The following is a 21493-nucleotide window of genomic DNA, read 5'->3' on the forward strand; positions in this document are numbered from 1 at the left end:
CGCCTGGTGCATGGCGCCGGTCCTGAGATTGCGCTGTCCCTGCCGAGACGCTCCGACCGGCCCGTATTCACGCGGGGGGATGAGATCTATACTCAGCTTGATCTTATGAAAGAGCTGCGTGAAGCCAGATATGTACGGGATTACGAGATGAAAACGAACAACAAACGTCCCACATCGGTACCCGAGAGAAAGGGGATTACGCCGAGTCATCTGCCTTTTCCAGTGGTGGGGATCGGTGCATCCGCAGGCGGCCTGGGGGCGCTCAAGACGTTTTTCGAGCAGATGCCGGTTCACAGCGGCATGGCGTTTGTCATCGTTCTTCATCTCTCGTCCAAACACGAAAGCGTCGCCGACCAGATTATTCAGGGGTCGACAGCGATGCCGGTACTGCAGGTAAATGATGCCTGCCCCATAGAGCCGAATCATGTCTACGTGATATCGCCTGCCAATCAACTGGCAATGAATGATGGCTACCTTCGTGTAATCCCTGCTGACCGGCCAGTCGGAAACCATGTCGCTATCGATCTGTTCTTCCGTGACCTTGCCGATGTCCACAAGGAATATGCCTTCTGCCTGGTGCTTTCAGGCACTGGCAGCGACGGCGCGGTCGGGCTGTCGCGGATCAAGGAGCAGGGCGGCGTAACCCTCGTACAGGCGCCCGATGACGCAGAATTCGACGGAATGCCACAGGCGGCCATTGCCACGGGCATGGTAGACGTTGTGCTGCCGGTGGCGGAGCTGGCGCACAAGCTGGTCGAGCTGTGGGGCAACTCCCAGCAGATAAAGCTGCCTGCCCCCCATGACATGCAACTGCCCAACTCGCCGGAGCGTGACCGAGCTGCCGCTGAGCACGTGTTGCACGACATCCTGCTCATGCTGCGCACCCGGACCGGCCACGACTTCAAGCACTACAAGCGCGCCACCGTATTGCGGCGGATCGAACGGCGCATGCAGGTCACGGCACAACCTGACCTTCCGGCCTACTACCGCTACCTCGAAGAAAACGCAGAGGAAGCCAAGGATCTGCTGGGTGACATGCTGATCGGCGTGACCAACTTCTTCCGCGACCGAGAGGCGTTCGAGTCACTGGAACGTCACGTTCTGAGCGTCCTCATGGGTAACGAGCGGGGCACTGCGAGGCATGATCAGGTCCGTATCTGGTCGGCAGGCTGTTCCACCGGTGAAGAGGCCTACAGCCTTGCCATCCTGTGTACCGAGCACCAGAAGCTCGAGACCAATCCGGTCAAGCTGCAGGTCTTCGCCACAGACATCGATGAGCGGGCAATCGCCGCTGGCCGCGCCGGGCTGTACCCTGAAGCCATCATCACCGACGTGCCACCCACGCGTCTGCGCCAGTACTTCGTCAAGGAAAGTCAGCACTACCGGGTGCGCAAGGAAATCCGCGAGAGAATTCTGTTCGCCAAGCACAGCCTGCTGTTCGACCCGCCGTTTTCCCAGATCGACTTGATCGTCTGCCGCAACCTCCTGATCTACCTGGACCGTGAAATCCAGCGTGAGATCTTGCAGATGTTCCACTTCGCGCTGCGTCCTGGCGGTTATCTTTTCATGGGCTCGTCCGAGTCTGCGGATGTATGCCCGGACCTGTTCACGCCGGTTGACAAGCGCAACCGGATCTTTCGCGCAAAAGTGGGCCCTGGCGCCAGTCGACGCCCGCCAACCATGCCGCGCGGGGGATTCACGCTGTCCAACGTGCCCGCCCAGCCGCCGCTGGTACAGGTCCCCCGCAAGGTCGCCTATGCCGACATCCATCACCGCGCGCTGGAGCAACACTCGCCACCGAGCATGATCGTCGACTCCAACGCCGATATCCTGCACATGAACGAAGGGGCCGGCCGCTTCCTGCGCTATGTGACCGGCGAAGTCGGCCGAAACCTGCTGGCGCTGATCTTGCCGCCGTTGCGGCTGGAGCTGCGTACCACGCTGTTCCAGGCACAGCAGAGCGGCAAGACGGTGATCTCGAGAAAGGTGCGCCTGCAGGAATCGGAGGGTGATTGGCTGGTCGATATTACCGCTGAGCCGTACAAGGATATCCCTACCGACCAGGACGTGCGGCTGATCGTTTTCGGCGTATCGCCACTCGATGTCGGGTTGGCCGCCAGCGAGTCGGACCAGCAGACTGAAAACCAGGTGCTCAACAGCCTCGAAAACGAACTGCAGCGCACCAAGATGCACCTGCAGGACACGATCGAGCAGTCCGAGGTCTCCAGCGAGGAGCTCAAGGCCTCCAACGAAGAAATGCAGGCCATCAACGAAGAGCTGCGCTCGGCCACCGAAGAACTCGAAACCAGCAAGGAAGAATTGCAATCGATCAACGAGGAACTCCTGACCGTCAACTATGAGTTGAAGACGAAGGTCGAGGAAACCGACAAGATCAATGATTACCTGGCCAACCTGATCGCTTCCACGGACATTGCCACCGTGTTCGTCGACCGCAACATGCACATCCGCTGGTTCACTCCGCGCGCAACCGAGATCTTCAGCATGCTTCCGGTGGATACCGGCCGCTCGCTGCTCGACATCACCCACCGCCTGAAGTACTCGGAGCTGGCCGAAGATGCCGCCGCCGTCTTCGATTCCTTGACCATGATGGAGCGCGAAGTCAGCAGCATCGACAACCGCTGGTATATCGCCCGGCTGCTGCCTTATCGGTCCAGCGAAAACCATATTGACGGGACTGTGCTGACCTTCATCGACATCACCAAGCGCCGCGAAGCCGAGGAAGACTTGCGTCTAGGCCAGGAGCGCATGCGCCTGGTGGCGGAAAGCACTCATGATTTCGCCATCATCATCCTCGATGAGCAAGGGCGTATTACCGATTGGAACACTGGAGCCGAGCTGATATTCGGCTACCGCAGCGCAGAGGTACAGGGCTCTTATTACGACCTGATCTTCTCGCCTGAGGACCGCAGCGCCGGCATCCCCGAGAGCGAGTTGCGCCAGGCTCGCGAACATGGACGTGGCGAGGATGAACGCTGGCATGTGCGCAAGGATGGCAGCCGGTTCTTCTGCAGCGGTGAAATCACCTTGCTGCGCGCCGAAGCCGTTATGGGCTATGTGAAGATTGCCCGGGATCTCACCGGCCACAAGCGCCTGCATGAAGAGCAGAGCAAGAAGCTGGCAGAGACCGAAACCAGCAGCCATATGAAGGACGAGTTCTTTGCGGTCATGTCTCATGAGCTGAAACATCCGCTCAACCTGATTCAGCTCAACGCCGAAATTCTTCGTCGGTTGCCGGTGATCAAGAATGCTGACAAGGCGAGCAAGGCGGTGACCACCATTCATGAAGCTGTCGCTAGCCAAGCCCAGATCATTGACGATCTGCTCGATGTTGCACGAATCCGCACCGGAAAGCTGAAGCTCAATACGCGTCCGCTGGACCTGGCGTCCCTGCTCGGGGAAATCCATGCCGTGGCATGCGAAGAGTATCCAGAGGCCAGGCTCACATTGGACGTGCCGTCGCTGGAGGCACCGCAGATAGTCGTGGACGGGGACTCAGCGCGCCTGGAACAGATCATCTGGAACCTGCTGCACAACGCCTTGAAATTCAGCCCGGTAGACGCCCAGATACATGTTGTTCTCCGCCGAGCCGAGGATCAGGCGCATCTCGACATTATCGACAACGGCATTGGCCTTTGCGCCGGCGATCTCGAACACGTGTTCGATATGTTTACCCAAGCCCCTTCCAAGGTAGGCAGTCATCAGCGGGACGGCCTGGGTATCGGTTTGTCGCTGGTCCGTCAGCTGGTGCAAGCCCATGGTGGCACGGTCAACGCGCGCTCCGCCGGATTGGGCCATGGCTGTACCTTTACCATTTTGCTGCCTCTTACGGCCCAGACACCCAAGCCCAACGAAAATGAGCCTGTAGCCGAGGAGAAGGGAAGACTCAGAGGTCTCAAGGTAATGCTCGTGGACGACTCTCCAGAGATCCTGGAGGTCATGCGGGTTTTGCTGGAAATGGAAGAAGCGATGGTCAAGAGCTTCAGCGAGCCTCTGGAAGCACTGAAAAACGCGGCCGATGAGCATTACGATGTCATTCTTTCCGACATCGGCATGCCGGTGATGGACGGACATGAGCTTGTCCAGTCGTTACGCCGGACCAAGCTTCACCAGTTCACCCCAGTCATCGCGCTCACGGGCTACGGCGCAAGCCATGACCCCCACAAGTCCCGCGATGCCGGCTTCGACCGGCATCTGACCAAGCCAGTGCAGTATGAGGAGCTGGTAGAGACGATAGAGGCCTTGTGCGGCAGCGCCTTGCAGTGAACACCGCTCCTACACAGGTCGTTCAAGCTTCGTGAATTGAGCAAGACATTCCGTCACCCGCGCTTGAGTAGGAATAGGCAATAACCTGCTCCGATCAGGCAATCCCACCCGTGGATTCGGATCACATACTGCATCGGGCACTCACGCCCCCGCAGCGCGGCTTATCCGCCTGTGTGTTCCACGGCCCCTCCGTCAGGGAAGGGGCCTGCCAGAGATGCGGACCGTACGATCCATGAACAATCTCGACCTCCAAGTCGTCCAGCGTGGACTACAGTGGCTTCAGCAAGGACAGTGCGTATGGCTCTGCACGGTCCTGTCCACCTTTGGCTCCGCGCCTCGCGGACCGGGTGCCATGCTTGTCGCACTGGCAAACCGGGAGTTTTGCGGCTCGTTATCGGGGGGCTGTGTGGAGGATGACTTTCTCGAGCGCCTGGCCCAGGACGAATTCGGCCACCATAACCAGATTGTCCGATACGGCGAAGGTGGCGTAGCACCTTCGCTCGAGCTGCCCTGCGGAGGCGTGTTGAATGTGTTACTTGAGCGATTCGATGCAGGGTGCGATGCACTTGAGCATTTTTCGCTGATGCTGCGCGCGCTCGAAGGGCAGCAGCGGATCATCCGCCACATTTCGCTGGGAACCGCCACGCGCACGCTGGACTCTACCGCTGCGACGGGTGCCACTGTGCTGGTCTCTGACGAGCATGTCTCGATCCGTATTGGTGCCGCACGGCGGCTGTTGATAGCAGGTCTGTCACCGGTAGCTGAGTTCTGTGCAAGTTTTGCACTGGCACTGGGTTATGAAGTCATCGTGTGCGATCCGCGCAGCGAATTGACGTCCAGGTTTCACCTCGCGGGCGTGAAAGTCATCGAGCAACTGCCTGCTTCATTCATCGCTGGCGGTGGCTGCCACGCTTCCACGGCAGTCGTCGCATTGACCCATGACCCCCGGCTGGATGATCTGACCCTGCTCGAAGCAGTGCGAACACCCGCGTTCTACATTGGTGCCATGGGCTCGCACCGTACCAGCGAAAAACGCTTGGAGCGCGTTCGCCGTATCGGTGGCCTGGACAATGATGCAATGGCACGTATCAGCGCACCTGTCGGCTTGCACTTGGGCAGCAAGACGCCGGCAGAGATCGCGCTGGCTGTCATGGCCGACGTCGTACGAGTCGGCAATGGAGTCTGCCGCAACTCGCTTTGAACCGCTTCCCGCCAGGGCGCCCATCGAAGGCAGCCCGGTGACTTCAAACCGTATGACCGATGAGGGCTGCATCATGAGCGATTCGAGTGAAAAGGATGGTCCCGGCAAAAAGGCCGAGGATCCGATGTTCCACGAACTGGTTACCCCATCACGACGCAATTTCCTGCGCACTATCGGTATATCCGGCATGGCTGCGGCCACTGCCCCCGTGTGGGCGCAAGCCGCGCAGTTGCAGGCCTCCATCGATGACAGCGAAACGCCGCTGGCCAAGGGCGAGCAGCGCATCACACTCAAGGTGAATGGGCAGGCACATACGCTCAACGTCCCTGGCAATGCGGTACTGCTTGACGTGCTGCGAGACCGCTTGCAACTCACGGGCACCAAGAAGGGCTGCGACCATGGCCAGTGCGGGGCGTGCACGTTGCATGTCAATGGCCAGCCGGTGAACAGTTGCCTGTCGCTTGCGGCCATGCACCAGGGTGACGAGATCACCACGATCGAGGGCCTTGAGCAGAACGGTCAGTTGCATCCCATCCAGGAAGCGTTCTGGGCCCACGATGCGTTTCAGTGTGGCTACTGCACCTCGGGGCAGATGATGACCGCTGCAGCGATCATCAAGGATCCGAACATCGGCGCTGACGATGCCAGTGTCCGTGAGGCCATGAGCGGGAACATCTGCCGCTGCGGTGCCTACAAGAACATCCTGGCCGCCGTGCAGGATGCCCGTGCCAAAGTACAAGGAGTCAGCTGATGAGAGCCTTGGAATACTCCCGTGCCACCAGTCCGGAGCAGGCGATTTCCCTGCACTCCCGTAGCGAGGCCACCGCCTTCCTGGCCGGCGGCACAACGCTCCTCGATCTCGTCAAGCTCGACATCATGCAGCCCGACCGGGTGGTCGATGTACACACGCTGGGGCTGGACCGGATCGAGACCTTGGCGGACGGGCGCACGCGCATTGGCGCCATGGTCACCAATACCGAGCTGGCCTACCATCCGCGAATCAGGAGTGACTACGCCGTGCTGTCGCAAGCGCTGCTGTCCGGCGCGACCACGCAACTGCGCAACAAGGCCACCACAGGCGGTAACGTGATGCAGCGCGTGCGGTGCAACTATTTTCGCGATGGCGTCTCGCCCTGCAACAAGCGCACGCCGGGCTCGGGTTGTGCGGCTATCGGTGGTCATAACCGCAGCGTGCATGCGGTGCTGGGCACCAGCGATAGCTGCATCGCCACCCATCCTTCCGACATGTGTGTCGCCATGGCGGCCATCGGTGCCACGGTGGAGGTCCAGGGCCCGGCAGGCAAGCGGGAGATCGACTTTCTGGAATTCCACCTGCTGCCCGGCACCACGCCCTGGAAGGAACATGCACTCAAGCCTGATGAACTGATCACCCACGTGACATTGAGCGCACCGCTGCGGGGCAACACGTCTGGCTACCTGAAACTGCGTGACCGCGCCTCCTATCAGTTCGCCTTGGCCTCCAGCGCCGTGATCCTGCTGATGGATGGCCAGGTCATACGCGAGGCACGCATCGCACTGGGCGGCGTGGGGACCAAGCCATGGCGCGCGCTCGAAGCAGAGCGCGCATTGCGGGGAGCCGCCGCTACCCTGGACAACTTCTCCAAGGCAGCCGCGATCGCCCTGCAGGGTGCGGTGCCTTATTCGCACAACGGCTACAAGATCCCGCTGGGACAGCAGGCCATCGTGCGCAACCTGACGACACTGTCCACCGGAGGTGCAGCGTGAACGACACCATCATGGGGGCGCCCTCACGCCGCGTCGATGGGCGCCTGAAAGTTACCGGCCAGGCGCACTATGCGGCTGATCAGCATCCCAAGGGCATGGTGTTTGCCTACGGCGTCTACAGCACCGTGGCGAGCGGCTCGATCACGTCGCTGGATATCGAAGCCGCTCGCCGCTCGCCGGGCGTGATCGACATTCTTCACCATGGCAACTTCCCCCAGGCCTTCCATACCTCGCCCGTGCCGTTTTCACTGGCCGGCGTCCTCACGGGCTCGCGGACCGACGAGAAGCGCCTGCCTTTCGAAGACAATGTCATTCGTTACGCTGGGCAGTTCGTGGCCCTGGTGATCGCGGATACCTTCGAGCACGCCCGTGAAGCGGCCTATAAAGTGAAGGTCAGCTATGCCGATAGCCCCTCGTTCGCCAACCTGGAACAGGGGCTCAAGCGAGGTGCTCCGGCAGACGGTGGGCAAGGCCACAAACGGGGTGATCCAGGCGCAGCCTTCGATCGCAGTACGCGAACACTCGATGCGACCTACACCACCCCGGTCGAAACGCATAACCCGATGGAAATGCACGCCACGGTCGCGTTGTGGGAAAACGGCAGACTGGTGGTTCATGAGTCCACTCAGTCGGTCGTCGTCCACCGTAATACCCTTGCCCAGGCGTTCGGGCTGCCGGCCGAGCATGTGGAAGTCAGGGCGCCGTTCATTGGCTCCGGCTTCGGCGGGAAGCTCTGGATGTGGCCTCACTCCGTGGCCGCTTGCGCCGCCGCCAAGGTGGTAGGCCGACCGGTGCAGCTGGTCGTGCCGCGGGCGCAGATGTTCACCACGGTAGGGCATCGCCCGGAAACCCGGCAACGCATGCGCCTGGCCGCGGACTCTGCGGGCAAACTGGTATCCCTTCGGCACGAGTCGCTCAACACGGCCGGTTTCGGTGACCGATATGTCGAGAACTGCGGCGGCATGAGTGCCAGTCTTTACTCCTGCGCCAACGTTGAAATCACCCACGGCATCGTCCAGGTGAACCGTGGCGCACCGACATCGATGCGTGCGCCTGGCGCAGCGCCCGGATTGTTCGCGCTGGAGTCCGCCATTGATGAGCTGGCCGAAAAGTGCCAGATGGATCCGCTCGCTTTCCGCCAGCTCAATTGGGCCGAGCAGAACGAACAGGAGAACCTGCCGTGGTCTGGCAACCACTTGCGTGAAGCGTTGACTCAAGGCGCCGAGCGCTTCGGATGGGCCAGCCGCACACCGGGCATCGGCAGCATGCGAGCGGGCCACGAGGTCATCGGCTACGGCATGGCCCAGTGCAACTGGGATGCCTTCCGTACCCCCGCCAAGGCTCGCGTGTCATTGAAGGCCGATGGCCGTGCTGAAGTGTATTGCGGTGCTCAGGACATCGGCACGGGAACCTACACCATCATCGCCCAGTGCGTCGCAGACATTACCGGCTTGCCGCTGGAAAGGATCACGGTAGAGCTGGGCAACTCGTCCTACCCACCCGCGCCCGTCTCCGGTGGTTCGTGGCTGACAGCCAGCGTACTGCCAGCGGTTGCAGAGGCTGCCCGTGCGGCGCTGACGCAACTCAAGAGCTTCGCTGCGTCGGCGGAAGGCGGGCTGGCCAACGCCAAGCCGGAAGCGATCAAGGTCAGCAATGGCCGGCTGGAGGACGGTACTACCAGCCTCGGCTTTGCCGATGTCCTCAATCGACTGAAAATAGCCAGCGCCGAAGGCGAAGCGCACACCGGCATGGCTGACACCGCGAAGCATGCGTTCAGCTCATTTGGCGCTCACTTCGTGGAGGTGCGCTGGGATCCGGGCATTTCGCGGCTACGGGTGTCGCGAGTGGTCAGCGCCATCGATGTCGGTAAAGTCATCAATCCCCTGACAGCGCGTAACCAGGTCGAAGGCGCGATCGTCATGGCCATCGGCATGGCGCTGTTCGAAGCGACGGACTACGACGAACGCAACGCAATGCCCGTCAACAACAACTACGCCGAGTATGTCGTGCCGGTGCATGCAGACCAGCCGGAGATCGACGTCATCTTCCTGGACTATCCGGATTACAACCTCAATGAGTTTGGTGCCCGTGGGGTAGGGGAGATTGGCGTGACCGGCCTTGCTGCGGCAGTCGCGAATGCGGTGTATCACGCGACCGGCAAGCGTGTGCGGGACCTGCCCATCAGCCTTGAGAAGCTGATGGACGAAGTGCCGACTGCCAGGGCTTGATGCGGGGTTGCCGCGCCGGGGTCGACTGCGCGCCGGGCATGGAGCAACAAGCGACGACTCTGACTGATGAGGTGCTAGCTCAGCATTCATCGGGAAGGGTCGTTGTCCTCCCTACTGGAGGAAAGACCTCGCAGCAAGTGATAGCGGTCCCTGCGTATCTGGTTGGCGCGTGCCTCCACCTGATGCGCAGGCACACCCAACAGCACCAACGCGTGGGACGCCAGCATCAGGCTCGACTCGAGTAATTCAGGAACCACTTCACTGGCGCCAGCGGCCTTCAGTTCCGCCAACTGGCTGTCATCGCGGGTACGCACCAGGATAGGCACGGTGGGATTGATCCGGCGCGCCTCCTTCAGCACCCGCAGGGCGGTGTCCGAGAGGTCCACCGCGATGACCAGCAACCTGGCACGTTCCAGGCCCACGGCGACCAGCAATTCACCACGACGTGAATCCCCGTAGTAGACATTTTTGTCCATGAGCGCGGCTTCCTGGACCCGGGCAGGGTCCGTGTCCAGCGCGATATGGGGTTGCTCGGCGCTGTAGAGCGCGCGTCCGATGGATTGCCCGACCCTGCCGTAGCCGCAGATGACCACATGATCGTGCAGTTCGGCGTTGGATGCGTTGAATGCCTCGAGCTCCGTCGCTTCGTGGGGTCTGCGATGCAGGCGCCTCGCAATGTAGGGCGCGGCTCGCAGCAAGGGTGGCGTGACCACCATCGAGCAGAAGACTGCGGTCAAAACCAGTGCGCCAAGATCGGCGGGCAGCATGTCGAGTTGTTGCATCTGGGCCAGCAATGCAAAGCAGAACTCACTGCCTTGGGCCAGTGCCAGCCCGCTGCGCCACGCAGTTTCATTATCCTGCCCACGCCATTTGACCAGCAAGGCAACCACGCTCGCCTTGATCAGCAGCAGTCCAAGCGTCATGCCAAGAATGAGCAAGCCGTCACTGGCAAATACCCGCAAATCGATCAGCATGCCGACACTGATAAAAAACACCCCGAGCAGGATGTCCCGAAACGGACGAAGGTCGGCTTCGATCTGGTGCCGATAATGGCTCTCCCCAAGCAACATGCCGGCGAGGAAGGCACCCAGGGCGCTGGAGAGGCCCAGCAGATGGGTAAGCCCAGCGGTCAACAGCACGATGACCAGTGCGAGCAGCACGAACAACTCCGCGGATCGAGCACCGGCCACCTCATGGAACAGGGGAGGCAGAATCCAGCGACTGGCCAGCATCAAGCCGGTGAACAGGAGCATGGTCTTGCCCAGAGTCAGTGGCAGCGCCCAGTACGAGGCCTCATCGCCGCTTCCGGCGAATGCTGGCAAGAGCGTCAACAACAGCACCGCAACAACATCCTGGAGAAGCAGAACAGCGATGGCATTCTGGCCGTGGCTGCTGAAAATTTCACCGAGGCTCGCCAGCTCTTTGCTGACCACGGCGGTGGAGGACAATGCCAGGCCTGCGCCCAGCAGGCATGCGGGAACCGCCGGCACGTCCATGGCCATCAACACGACACCCAGCGTAAGTGCAGTGAGCAGTACCTGGAGACAGCCGAGGCCAAGTACCACGCGTCGAAGAGAAATCATCTTCGACAATGAAAACTCCAAACCGAGGGTAAACAGCAAGAACACCACGCCCAGTTCGGCGAAGAGCTGCAGCGCCTCACTCGATTTGATCCAGTCGAGCGCTTTGGGCCCGACCAACAGGCCCACAAACAGATAACCGAGCACAGGCGGCAATCGAAGTCGCCGAAACAGGGCTATGACCACCAGGGAAGTGGACAGGAGGATCAATAGGTTTACAAACATTCCACCTTCCGCGATAGGGCGCGTTGCGCGGGTGGTCATTGGGTTCGTTGCTGATACAACAGAATGGTTCGTAGTCGGACATGCGTCAAAAGGACCGGTTATACGAATTGCATCTGAGCGTTATGCCGAATCCATAGAAGAGACAGCCGTACGTATTGGCTCATAAACACCGCGGGTCCAGGCTTTCAACTAAACTTCAACGCTGCCAGGCACGGGACACTTGAAAATCACTTGAACTAGTGAGGTCTGGTCATGGCAAAGAGAAAAGCGAAGGCTCTCGACAATGATCCCGCTGACCGCCCGAAACTGAAGAACAAAGTGTATCTCGCCGAGCTGCGCCGGCTGCATGTCGAGATGGTCAAGTTGCAGGAGTGGGTGAAGCTTGAAGGCATCAAGATCTGTGTCATCTTCGAAGGCCGCGACGGCGCAGGTAAAGGTGGGACGATCAAGGCACTGACCGAACGGGTCAGCCCGCGCGTATTTCGCGTGGTGGCGTTGCCTGCGCCGACTGATCGAGAAAAGACCCAGATGTACATCCAGCGCTACCTTCGGCACATGCCTGCGGCCGGCGAAGTGGTGATCTTCGATCGCAGTTGGTACAACCGCGCTGGGGTGGAGCGCGTGATGGGGTTCTGCACGGAAAAGCAGGTGCAGAAGTTCCTCGATTCAGCGCCTTGGGTGGAGCGCGCCATCGTGGAGTCCGGCGTGATTCTGCTCAAGTACTGGCTGGAGGTCAGCCAGGAAGAACAGACCCGGCGCCTTGAGGCGCGGATCGAGGATGGGCGCAAGATCTGGAAGCTGTCGCCCATGGATCTCAAGTCCTACGGACGCTGGTATGACTATTCGCGCGCCCGCGACGAAATGTTCAGGGCAACCGACACTGACTACGGGCCTTGGCTCGTGGCTGACTCGAACGACAAGCGACGCACCCGCCTGAATATCATCTCCGACCTGCTGAGCCGCATCCCCTACAAGAGCGTCCCACGCGAGAAAGTGACATTGCCCAAGCGGCAGAAACCCGGTAATTATCGCGAACCGGATTTTCCGCTCAGGCGGATTCCCGAGAAGTTCTGACAGCTCAAGCGGATCTGGGCGCGTCAAGCCATCACGCAGGACCTGGGCTGGAATGGAATCCAATCATCGCCATTGCCAGGCGACTCTCCTGGCGACAACGAGATCACCTTGAGCCTGTTGAACGCTCCGTCAGCCCTTGCCTTTAGTCCCGCCATGGGACTACACTGGCAGCTATGAAAATCATTGCCATCAGCCAGCTCAAAGCTTTTTGGGAAAACAATCCAGACGCTGGACAGCCGCTACGCGCATGGATCGACGAGGCCAGGAAAGCTACCTGGCCTAGCCCAGACGCTATAAAGGGCCGGTATCGTAACGCGAGCATCCTTAAAGGGAGGCGTGTCGTTTTCAACATCAAGGGAAACGACTACAGGCTGGTGGTCGCCATTGCGTACCGCTTTGGCGCGGTCTACATAAAATTTTTCGGTACTCACAACGAGTACGACAAGATTGATGCAAACATTGTTGAGATGGAGTGACCATCTATGAACATTCGGCCAATCCGCACCGATGAAGAGTATCGGACAGCTCTCAAAGAGATTTCTCCGCTTTTCGAGAATGAACCTGAACCGGGCACTACCGAGGGTGATGCCTTTGAAGTCATGATCACCTTGATCGAGGCTTACGAGGCAAAAAACTTTCCGGTGGACTTGCCAGATCCAATTGAGGCCATCAAGTTTCGCATGGAGCAGTCCGGCCTCACGGCAGCCGATCTTGCTCGAGCCATCGGCAAGACCAACCGGGTCTATGAAGTACTTAACAGGAAGCGCTCGTTGACGCTGCCAATGATTTGGAAACTTCATGACCTATTTGGCATACCAGCAGAAAGTCTGATCAAGCCGGTTAAGGCGGCTTGAGACTCTCTTGCAGGCAGGGGCAGATGCGCGCGCGAAGACTATGAAGCTGAACAGCAGACTGCTCACGCTTGAGTGCTCTTTGAACGTAAAGGCCCGGCTCAAGTCGGGCTTTTACGCTCTGGCCAAACCAATATGATTGCAGCGGGGCCGATTCAGGTCGCCAAGCTGGCTCGGGCCGTCTCTACAACAAGGAAGCATTGGTATGTCCTGTTCGATCATAGTGAATGGCCAGCAGTCACCCATGGAGTATTCGCATGAAATCGTCCCTTGGTGGAGCTTCACCAAAACGGTACTGGCCGCAGCAGCGCTAACGCTCGTTCGCGATGGCCTGATCGAGCTTGATGACCTTGTTCCCGGCCGCCAGTTCTCGCTGCGAGAGCTGCTCAAGCACCAAGCCGGTCTGGCGGACTATTCCGAGCTGAAGGAATACCACGCGGCAGTTGCCGGGCAGCAGACTCCGTGGCCGGCCGAGGAAATGATGCGGCGACTCGAGGGCGAGAGATTGCGCTACGCGCCGGGGACTGGCTGGCGATATTCCAACGTCGGCTACATGCTCGTCTCCAATCTGATTGAGCAGGTGACTGGCCTCTGCATCGATGAGGCACTGGCTCAGCGCGTATTTTCGCCCCTCGGGCTGACCCGTGTCCGGCTCATGAAAAGCCGCGAGGACCTTGAGGAGGGTTATCTCGACTCCATTGGCGCTTACGATCCCGGCTGGGTCTATCACGGCCTGCTAGTAGGCCCGGTGTCCGAAGCCGCGCTGTTGCTGCATGGATTGCTGACCGGAGACCTGTTGCCCGGCCCCTTGATGAACGAAATGCGTGATCCAATTCTGCTGGGCGGGCCGCTTGCGGGAAGGCCTTGGGCGGCTCCTGGATATGGCTTGGGATTGATGGTCGGCAAAACCCACAGCGGGCATCTGCTGTTTGGCCATACCGGAGTGGGACCGGGCAGCGTGATCGCGGTTTATCACTGTGCAGATGCAGATCACGAGGTGACCTGCGCTGTGGCCGGTATAGGCGCCGAGGAAGGGCAGGTCGAGGGCTATGTGGCAGAACGGCTCATCGCCGCCTTGGGCTCGATCAGTCAGTAAGTCTCAGCGTCAGTCAGGCGTGGGTTTTTCCTTCTTCCGCGCACTGCTGCCTGGAAGTGACTCGACCCATTTGCGGTCCTGTTGCGCGGCGCATTTGGGGCAGGCTGCTTCGCCTGCTTTCAGGTCGCTGGATTCGGGGATTTCTGCTTGGCACTTTGGACATTTGGCCATTCTCGTTTCCTCCATTTCTTACGTGATGCGTGTCTCTAAGCCATAGCCCATCTTCAGGTATCCGGCCATTCACGGATTGTGCGCCTGTCCGCGCAGGACGCGAACGGAGAGCAGAGTGTCGTTTCTGGTGGCCTGCCGAGTGATAAACACTGCTCGCTCGTTCCCGTTTAATACGCCCTGCAGAAACGAGGAACTGGTCGACAAAAATGCAAAAATTTTCAGACTTATTCTCTATCGTGTAGGACATTTCCGAATTATCCTGCCACCGCCTTCGAGCGCTTGCGGTGATGATATTGCGGGTCTAGTCTCGGCCGGTCGTTGCAATTCAACGATCGGTTTTGACAGGCCGGATTCATCTACAGGTCACGTGCGCTCCATGCTATGGCGGCTGTACGTGGGGCACTTCTGTGCGCCGGTTCTCCTGTTGCCGGTCTGTCAACCCGCGTATAGCTGCCACCTTTCTGTTTGACAGCAGATGTGTGTTGGCTCCAGACAACCAACAGGAGCTCCATCATGTTGAAGATCGTTCCAGATCCTCCTTTTGAAACAGATTCAAGCCCCTCCATCGAAACCCTGCTTCTCCAGACTTCCGAATACCTGGTCTGCGCCCTTACTGTTGCGCAGCAGACGGTGCTGCTCCATCCCAAACCTGCTGGGCAGGTGATGACCTTGGCGGCGATGCATGAGATTGAAAATGCTCACACCTTGGTTGAGATGGCGCTGAGTCGGGTGCGGGCTGTGTACTGATCCGGGTCCGAATTGGATTTATCGCGGCGGTTCGGCGTTCCGACAAGCCCGCTCCTACTGGAGAAGGCGTGCGGCGGGGTAGAGGTGTCTGCTCTGGGCGCACGTCTGGAGGTTAGGTATGAGCAGCAGCATGAAACTGAAAGAACTGAAAACTTCTGGCATTGGCACGTTCGGCGAGGGCGTCGGCGGGAAGATCGCGGACCGGTTGTTCAAAGTCCAGCCGGGACACGACGCCGAATATGCGCTTGAGCAGGCGTCAGCGCTCTTGGACTGCGTCTACAAGATGACCCTTGACGCCGGCGTCGATGGCAACGGCCAGATGGTCTGGGGGGCGCATTACCTCAGCGGGATGGCCAAGGCGCTGGTCGAGGACGTGGCGCACGGGATGATGACGGGGCCCGTGCGTTAGATCTGGCAGACCGGCGAGCACTCAGTAGATACAAGAAAGGGTCGCCATTGCGGCCTTTTCTTGCATATGAAGGGTCTAGCCCATTATTCGTCTTGCAACATCCTGCAATCAGCTTCTAGGATGGCCGTTTTCCTGGAGATGCACTGCCATGCTGGCTGAGTTGTTCGCGGTACTCGCTCCCGTCTTCATCGTCGCCGGCATCGGTTACGCCTGGGCCCGTAGCGGTCATGCCTATCCCACCGATTTCATCGCGCGCCTGGTCATGACCATTGGCACGCCGAGCCTCGTGCTTTCCACCCTGGCGCGCACCGATCTCGATGCCAAGGCGTTCGCCAGCATGGCGGTTGCCTGCATGCTGGCGATGGTGAGCATGGGCATTCTGGGCACAGTGTTGAGCCGGCTGTTTCGCCAGGACTGGCGGGTGCTGGTGCCGGCGTTCATGTTTCCCAATACGGGCAACATGGGCCTGCCGATCAGCCTGTATGCCTTCGGCGAACATGGTTTGGCACTCGCGGTGGCGTTTTTCCTGACGCTGTCGATCTTCCAGTTCACTGTGGGCATCGCGCTTTCAGGGGGAGCCACTTCGGCACGGGACCTGGTCCGCAATCCGATCGTGATCAGCCTGGCGATTTCACTGCCGGTGATCTTCCTGGACCTTGAACTGCCACGCTGGCTGGGCAACACGGTCGACTTGCTGGGTGGAATGACAATCCCATTGATGCTGCTGACGCTCGGGGTGTCACTGGCAAGTATCAAGCTCAATCATGTAGGCAAGGGCATGCTGCTGGGTGGCGCCCGGATTACCCTCGGCGCCGCGGTTGGGTGGGGGCTGGGTCTTGCACTGGGGCTGGAGCCGCTGGCGCATGCGGTGCTGGTGGTGCAGTCGTCGATGCCGGTGGCGGTGTTCAACTACCTGATGGCAGTAAGGGCCAATCGCTCGCCCGAGCAGGTGGCGAACCTGGTGATGTGTTCGACAGTGCTGTCGTTCGTGCTGTTGCCGGTGATTCTGGCGGCGTGGCTGGCGCCGTGAATCTTGCCTTGCATTGAGGCTTTTGACCGACGAGCTAGGCTCTGTCTGAAAAAGATGTCGCAGGCACCGCTATATCATACAGAGCCTGGGAAGACCTTCGGATGGTGTCACTAAGCGATTGAGAAAAGTTACCTCCATCGATCCGTCAATCCACATTACTTAATGTTAGGCTACATAAATGCTAAGTAGTGAATGGGCTTTAAATGGATAGAGTTTTCGCTAGGTTCCTGGAGAAGTTCGGCGGGCCTGTATGTCGACAGGAAGTGCCACTGTCGAGTATAGAGCGCTATAAAGGAAAGCTGCCCGATCAGTTGTTAGAGTACTGGCTGGAGCATGGTTGGAGCGGTTACGGCGACGGCATTTTCTGGATGGTCAATCCTCAGGAGTATGAAGGGGTAGTAGCATCGTGGATTGCAGGGACGGGGCTGGAGGAGCGTGACAACTATCATCTGATTGCGCGTGGCGCATTCTGCGACCTTTATCTGTGGGGCGAAAAGACAGGCCCGTCTCTCGATATAATCAGCTGCATTTCCCGTTATTCGACAAGCGATTCCACGGCAGCGGGGAATGATATGGATAAGACGCTGCGAAATTTCTTGCTGTCGACGGAGATCGAATACAATGATTACGGGAACCTTTTCAAGCCGGCAAGAAAAAAATTGGCCCTCTGGGACATGACGAAATGTACGGCTTCGTCCCCGCACTGATGTTCGGCGGCCCTGATACCCTCGATCACCTGCAAAAAGTGAAGGCTGTGGAGCATTTGATTCTTCTGCCCAGATTGCCGAACTCAAGCCCTACAGTCTTTCGGATCTCTAGAGCTGTCGAAGTTAACTTCGACATCCAGGAGCAAACGTCAGCGCTAGCAGGTTTTTGATGAAGCACTTTTCCTCTCGTTGCAGCTCGTAGGAGCGGTCCCGTGATCGGCAATGCTCACGCCGACTCCAGCCCCCGGGTAACCGCCGTCCGGGCCAGCATGCACAGCAACAGCAGGGTCCCCGCCAAGTACCAGAACGCCGTGTGCAGAGAGGTCAGCTCGGCGATATGGCCAATAAAGCCGGGACCGAGCAACACGCCCAGGTAGCCCAGGGTCGCAACCGCGCTGAGGCTGCTGGCGGCGGGCATCCGGTTCTGCTGCAGCGCCGCGCGGAACAGCACGGGCACCGCGTTGGCCAGGCCCAGGCCGGCGAGCGCGAAGCCTGCCAGGGCGCCGCTCAGGGGAAGGGTTTGCGCCAGTACCAGCCCGATCAGGGCAATGACCGCGCCGCCACCCAGCAACAGGGTGTCGCCTAGCATCCGAGCCAATCTGTCGCCTACCAGGCGTGCGCAGGCCATCGTCAGGGTAAACACGCTGTAGGCAATCCCCGCGCTGTCCAGCGGCACGGCATGCACGCCCTCCAGGTACAGCGCGCTCCAGTCCAGCATGGCGCCCTCGACCAGCAGGCAGACGAACGCCAGCACGGCAATCAGCATGACCACGCCCCTGGGCCACTTGAACCCGGCATTGTCGAGCGCATCCAGGTGCCGGATCTGGTAGCGCCAGGCCAAGGCCAGGAAGAGCACGGCGATGGTCGCTGCGCAGGCGGCTGCCTGAATAGGCGCAGCACCCTGGTTCAGCAGCAGGGTCACACCAGCGGCCCCCACAAAGGCACCTACGCTGAAAAGGCCATGAAAGCCAGACATCAAGGGTTCGCTCGCAGCTTTTTCAACCATGGCGCCTTGCAAGTTGACGCAGATGTCTCCTACGCCCAGGCAGGCGCCGAAGACGAACAACGACAGGGCGAAAAGCCAGGGCGACGACACCACGCTCAGTGCCAGCAGTGCGGCACTGAAGCACACGCCGGCCGTTTGCATCAGTCGGCGCAGCCCGATGCGCTTGGCGATGCGCCCGGCGAACGGCATGCTCACCAAGGAGCCAAGCCCGATGCACAGCAGCAGACTGCCAAACAGGCCATCGCCAAGCTCGAGCCGTTGCTTGGCATAGGCCACCAGCGGTGCCCAGGCGGCCATGGTAAAGCCGACCGCGAAAAAGGTCAGGCGTGTCGAGCGGCGGTAGGCAGCGGCTGCGTAGGTTGCAGGCATGAATTCTCCTTGAAGAAAAAAGCCCGCCTGTATGTGCAGGTGGCCTTGACCGGTTGCCGGGAATCTGACCACGTCTTTCCCGGCAAGATCCGATCGAGCTCCATGGCGGCCCGCAGAAAAAACGATTAACTTTATCGCCAGTATCACTCACGCACGGATGGGCCTGTTTCTGAAACATCTTACCCGGGAAGAACTTGAGGCAGAGGTCGCGCGTCTGCACTCCGTTCTTGCAGACGCAGGCATCGATGCGCAACGTGCGGGGCAACCCGATCCCTCTTCGCAATGGGTGCCATCGGCCATCAATGAGCGCATACAGGCGCATGTGGCGGGCCTCGCGGTCGAGCAGACCCAGGAGCGCTATCGCCTGGCCGCCAAGGCCACCAACGATGCGATCTGGGACTGGGACCTGAGCAGCAATCAGGTGCTGTGGAACGACGCGCTGGGAGAGGCTTATGGACACCGCCTGGCGGACGCCGACATGTCCGGCGAGTGGTGGATCGCCAACATCCACCCCGAAGACCGTGAGCGTATCTTCACCTCCATCCATGCGGTGATCGATGGCGACGGCACGGCCTGGACCGATGGCTACCGTTTCCGCCGCTGGGATGGCTCGTACGCCGAAGTGCTGGACCGGGGTCATGTGATTCGCGACGACAAGGGGCGGGCCCTGCGCATGATCGGAGCGATGCTTGACTTCACGCGGGTGCGTACGGTCGAAAACGCGCTGCGCAAGAGCGAGGAGCGCTACAAGGCGATCGTGGATTCGATCGAAGCGGCATTTGCCATCGTCGAGGTCAAGTTCGACGCCGATGATCATCCGGTGGACTACCGCTTCGTCGAGGTCAACCCGGCGTTTGAGCGCCAGTCGGGCGTGGATCTGCGCGGCAAGTGGGTTACGGAGTACGCACCCGACCTGGAGCCGTTCTGGTTCGAGGCGTATGGGCACGTTGCCAAGACCGGCGAGCAGGCCAATTTCGAGAACTATGCCGAGGCGTTCGAGCGCTGGTTCGATGTGCGCGCCGTGAGGGTTGGCGACCCTGTAGAGCGGCAGATCGGCCTGTTTTTCAGCGATGTCACCGAACGGCGAAATGCCCAGGAGCGCCTGCGCGCGAGCGAGGCGCTGGCTCGCGAGAATGCCGAGCGCGTCCAGCTGGCCCTGGCGGCCGGGGCCATCATCGGCACCTGGCACTGGGATATGCCGGGCGATCGCTTCACGGTCGACGAAGCCTTCGCGCGCGCTTTTGGTTTTGATCCGGAGTTGGGCCGCGACGGCATCAGCCTGGGGCAGGTGGTCGAGACGGTTCACCCTGACGACCGGGACGCGTTGATCGTGGCCATCAATGAGGCTGCGGCCCGGGGCGGCGCCTATGCGCACCAGTACCGGGTCAGGCGGGAGGACGGCAAGTATTACTGGATCGAGGCCAACGGGCGGGTAGACCAGGCAGAAGACGGCACGCCGCTGAGTTTTCCGGGCGTGCTGATCGACGTGCAGGACCGCCGCGTGCTGGAAGCTGAACGTGACCGCGCCACTGCCGCGCTGCGGGCGATCACCGAGACCCTGGAGCAGCGCGTGGCCACGCGCACGGCCGAGTTGATGCAAGCTGAAGAGAAGCTGCGTCAGTCGCAGAAAATGGAAGCCGTCGGGCAACTCACTGGGGGCCTGGCGCACGATTTCAACAACCTGCTGGCGGGTATCTCCGGCTCGCTCGAGCTGATGGCCATGCGAATCCGCCAAGGGCGGCTGACGGAGGTCGACAAGTACATGGCGGCGGCCCAGGGCGCTGCCAAGCGTGCCGCATCCCTGACCCACCGCCTGCTGGCGTTCTCGCGCCGACAGACGCTCGACCCACGGCCCACCGACGTCGCCGCCCTGGTAGCCGGCATGACCGAGATGATCCAGCGCACGGTAGGGCCGGGCATCGTTGTCGAGACCGTCAACTCCCCGGGCCTGTGGCCGATCCTGGTGGATGCGAGCCAGCTTGAGAACGCGCTGCTGAACCTGTGCATCAATGCCCGCGATGCCATGCCGGACGGCGGGCGCATCACCATTACCTCGGCCAATCGATGGGTCGATGCTGCGGCCGCGCATATCTATGACATACCTGAAGGGCAGTACCTGTCGCTGTGCGTGGCCGATACCGGCATGGGCATGCCCCCCGAGGTGATCGCCAAAGCCTTCGATCCCTTCTTCACAACCAAGCCGATCGGGCAGGGGACGGGGCTCGGCCTCTCGATGATCTACGGGTTCGCCCGGCAGTCAGGCGGACAGGCACGGATTCAGTCCGATGTCGGGAAAGGTGCAACGGTCAGCATCTATCTGCCGCAGTACACGGGTGTGGCGGCTGAAGAAGAGCGCGATACCCAGGCTCCTCTGACGACGCTCGTCGACCGTGGCGAGACGATCTTGATCGTAGACGATGAGCCCACGGTGCGCATGTTGTTGGCGGACGTGCTGGGGGATCTGGGCTATACGGTGATCGAGGCCAACGACAGCCTCGCCGGACTCAGGGCACTGCGCTCGGATGTTCGCATCGATCTGCTGGTGACGGATGTGGGGCTCCCGGGTGGGATGAACGGCCGGCAGATGGCGGATGCAGGGCGGGAGATCCGCAAGAGCTTGAAGACTTTGTTCATCACGGGGTATGCCGAGAGTGCCGCGGTTGGGCACGGGCATCTGGAGCCGGGAATGCGGGTGCTGACCAAGCCGTTCACGGCCGATGCATTGGTTGCGCGGGTGAGTGAGTTGCTGGGGGAGTAGGGTGGTCTGGG

The 21493-nt window shown here is 60.4% G+C and carries 15 protein-coding genes and 1 pseudogene; 14 read left to right on the forward strand and 2 right to left on the reverse strand.

Annotation, left to right across the window (positions count from 1 at the left end; translation table 11 throughout):
• Positions 1 to 147: 147 nt before the first annotated feature.
• The 5 genes from AC0ZZU_RS15270 (at position 148) to AC0ZZU_RS15290 (ending at position 9459) form a co-directional block, all read left to right on the forward strand.
• The gene (locus AC0ZZU_RS15270; protein ID WP_476341812.1) at positions 148 to 4284 is read left to right on the forward strand and encodes a CheR family methyltransferase; all 4137 of its coding nucleotides are present in this window, start codon (positions 148 to 150) and stop codon (positions 4282 to 4284) included.
• A gap of 232 nt (positions 4285 to 4516) precedes the next feature.
• Positions 4517 to 5485 carry an XdhC family protein gene (locus tag AC0ZZU_RS15275; protein ID WP_476341814.1) on the forward strand — a complete coding sequence of 323 codons (969 nt, stop codon included), beginning with the start codon at positions 4517 to 4519 and terminating at the stop codon, positions 5483 to 5485.
• 73 nt (positions 5486 to 5558) lie between these two features.
• A complete protein-coding gene (locus AC0ZZU_RS15280) occupies positions 5559 to 6236 on the forward strand; it encodes a (2Fe-2S)-binding protein (RefSeq protein ID WP_476341815.1) in 678 nt (225 codons plus the stop codon).
• On the forward strand, positions 6236 to 7231 hold the full coding sequence (locus tag AC0ZZU_RS15285; protein WP_476341816.1) for an FAD binding domain-containing protein: 996 nt from the start codon (positions 6236 to 6238) through the stop codon (positions 7229 to 7231). Before AC0ZZU_RS15280 ends, AC0ZZU_RS15285 begins: the two co-directional genes overlap by 1 nt.
• Complete coding sequence (locus AC0ZZU_RS15290) at positions 7228 to 9459, forward strand: xanthine dehydrogenase family protein molybdopterin-binding subunit (protein WP_476341817.1); 2232 nt, start codon at positions 7228 to 7230, stop codon at positions 9457 to 9459. The genes AC0ZZU_RS15285 and AC0ZZU_RS15290 overlap by 4 nt, the downstream gene beginning before the upstream one ends.
• 86 nt (positions 9460 to 9545) lie before the next feature.
• On the opposite strand, the gene AC0ZZU_RS15295 is transcribed toward AC0ZZU_RS15290, so the two are convergent.
• On the reverse strand, positions 9546 to 11264 hold the full coding sequence (locus AC0ZZU_RS15295) for a cation:proton antiporter (protein ID WP_476342070.1): 1719 nt from the start codon (positions 11262 to 11264) through the stop codon (positions 9546 to 9548).
• A gap of 252 nt (positions 11265 to 11516) precedes the next feature.
• Here AC0ZZU_RS15295 and ppk2 point away from each other — a divergent pair, with 252 nt between their 5' ends.
• From ppk2 to AC0ZZU_RS15335, 8 genes and pseudogenes are all read left to right on the forward strand, one after another.
• A complete protein-coding gene (gene ppk2 / locus AC0ZZU_RS15300; RefSeq protein ID WP_476341819.1) occupies positions 11517 to 12338 on the forward strand; it encodes a polyphosphate kinase 2 in 822 nt (273 codons plus the stop codon).
• A gap of 173 nt (positions 12339 to 12511) precedes the next feature.
• Positions 12512 to 12814 (forward strand): type II toxin-antitoxin system HigB family toxin, encoded by a 303-nt coding sequence (locus AC0ZZU_RS15305; protein WP_476341820.1) that lies wholly within the window; start codon positions 12512 to 12514, stop codon positions 12812 to 12814.
• Between the two features lie 6 nt (positions 12815 to 12820).
• Positions 12821 to 13192 carry a helix-turn-helix domain-containing protein gene (locus AC0ZZU_RS15310; RefSeq protein ID WP_476341822.1) on the forward strand — a complete coding sequence of 124 codons (372 nt, stop codon included), beginning with the start codon at positions 12821 to 12823 and terminating at the stop codon, positions 13190 to 13192.
• 196 nt (positions 13193 to 13388) lie between these two features.
• Positions 13389 to 14285, forward strand: coding sequence for a serine hydrolase domain-containing protein (locus AC0ZZU_RS15315; protein ID WP_476342072.1), 897 nt, complete (start codon positions 13389 to 13391; stop codon positions 14283 to 14285).
• A 684-nt stretch (positions 14286 to 14969) separates the two neighbouring features.
• Positions 14970 to 15203, forward strand: a complete 234-nt coding sequence (locus AC0ZZU_RS15320; protein ID WP_476341824.1) for a hypothetical protein — start codon at positions 14970 to 14972, stop codon at positions 15201 to 15203.
• A 118-nt stretch (positions 15204 to 15321) separates the two neighbouring features.
• A complete protein-coding gene (locus AC0ZZU_RS15325) occupies positions 15322 to 15612 on the forward strand; it encodes a DUF3077 domain-containing protein (protein WP_476341825.1) in 291 nt (96 codons plus the stop codon).
• Between the two features lie 148 nt (positions 15613 to 15760).
• Positions 15761 to 16642, forward strand: coding sequence for an AEC family transporter (locus tag AC0ZZU_RS15330; RefSeq protein WP_476341827.1), 882 nt, complete (start codon positions 15761 to 15763; stop codon positions 16640 to 16642).
• A gap of 203 nt (positions 16643 to 16845) precedes the next feature.
• Positions 16846 to 17461: pseudogene (locus tag AC0ZZU_RS15335) on the forward strand (GAD-like domain-containing protein).
• A gap of 114 nt (positions 17462 to 17575) precedes the next feature.
• On the opposite strand, the gene AC0ZZU_RS15340 reads toward AC0ZZU_RS15335, so the two are convergent.
• On the reverse strand, positions 17576 to 18724 hold the full coding sequence (locus tag AC0ZZU_RS15340) for an MFS transporter (protein WP_476341828.1): 1149 nt from the start codon (positions 18722 to 18724) through the stop codon (positions 17576 to 17578).
• 157 nt (positions 18725 to 18881) lie between these two features.
• Here AC0ZZU_RS15340 and AC0ZZU_RS15345 point away from each other — a divergent pair, with 157 nt between their 5' ends.
• Positions 18882 to 21482: a PAS domain-containing protein gene (locus AC0ZZU_RS15345; RefSeq protein ID WP_476341829.1), complete on the forward strand. Its 2601-nt coding sequence runs from the start codon at positions 18882 to 18884 to the stop codon at positions 21480 to 21482.
• Positions 21483 to 21493 lie beyond the last annotated feature (11 nt).

Source organism: Pseudomonas sp. JE3303, from assembly GCF_056312565.1.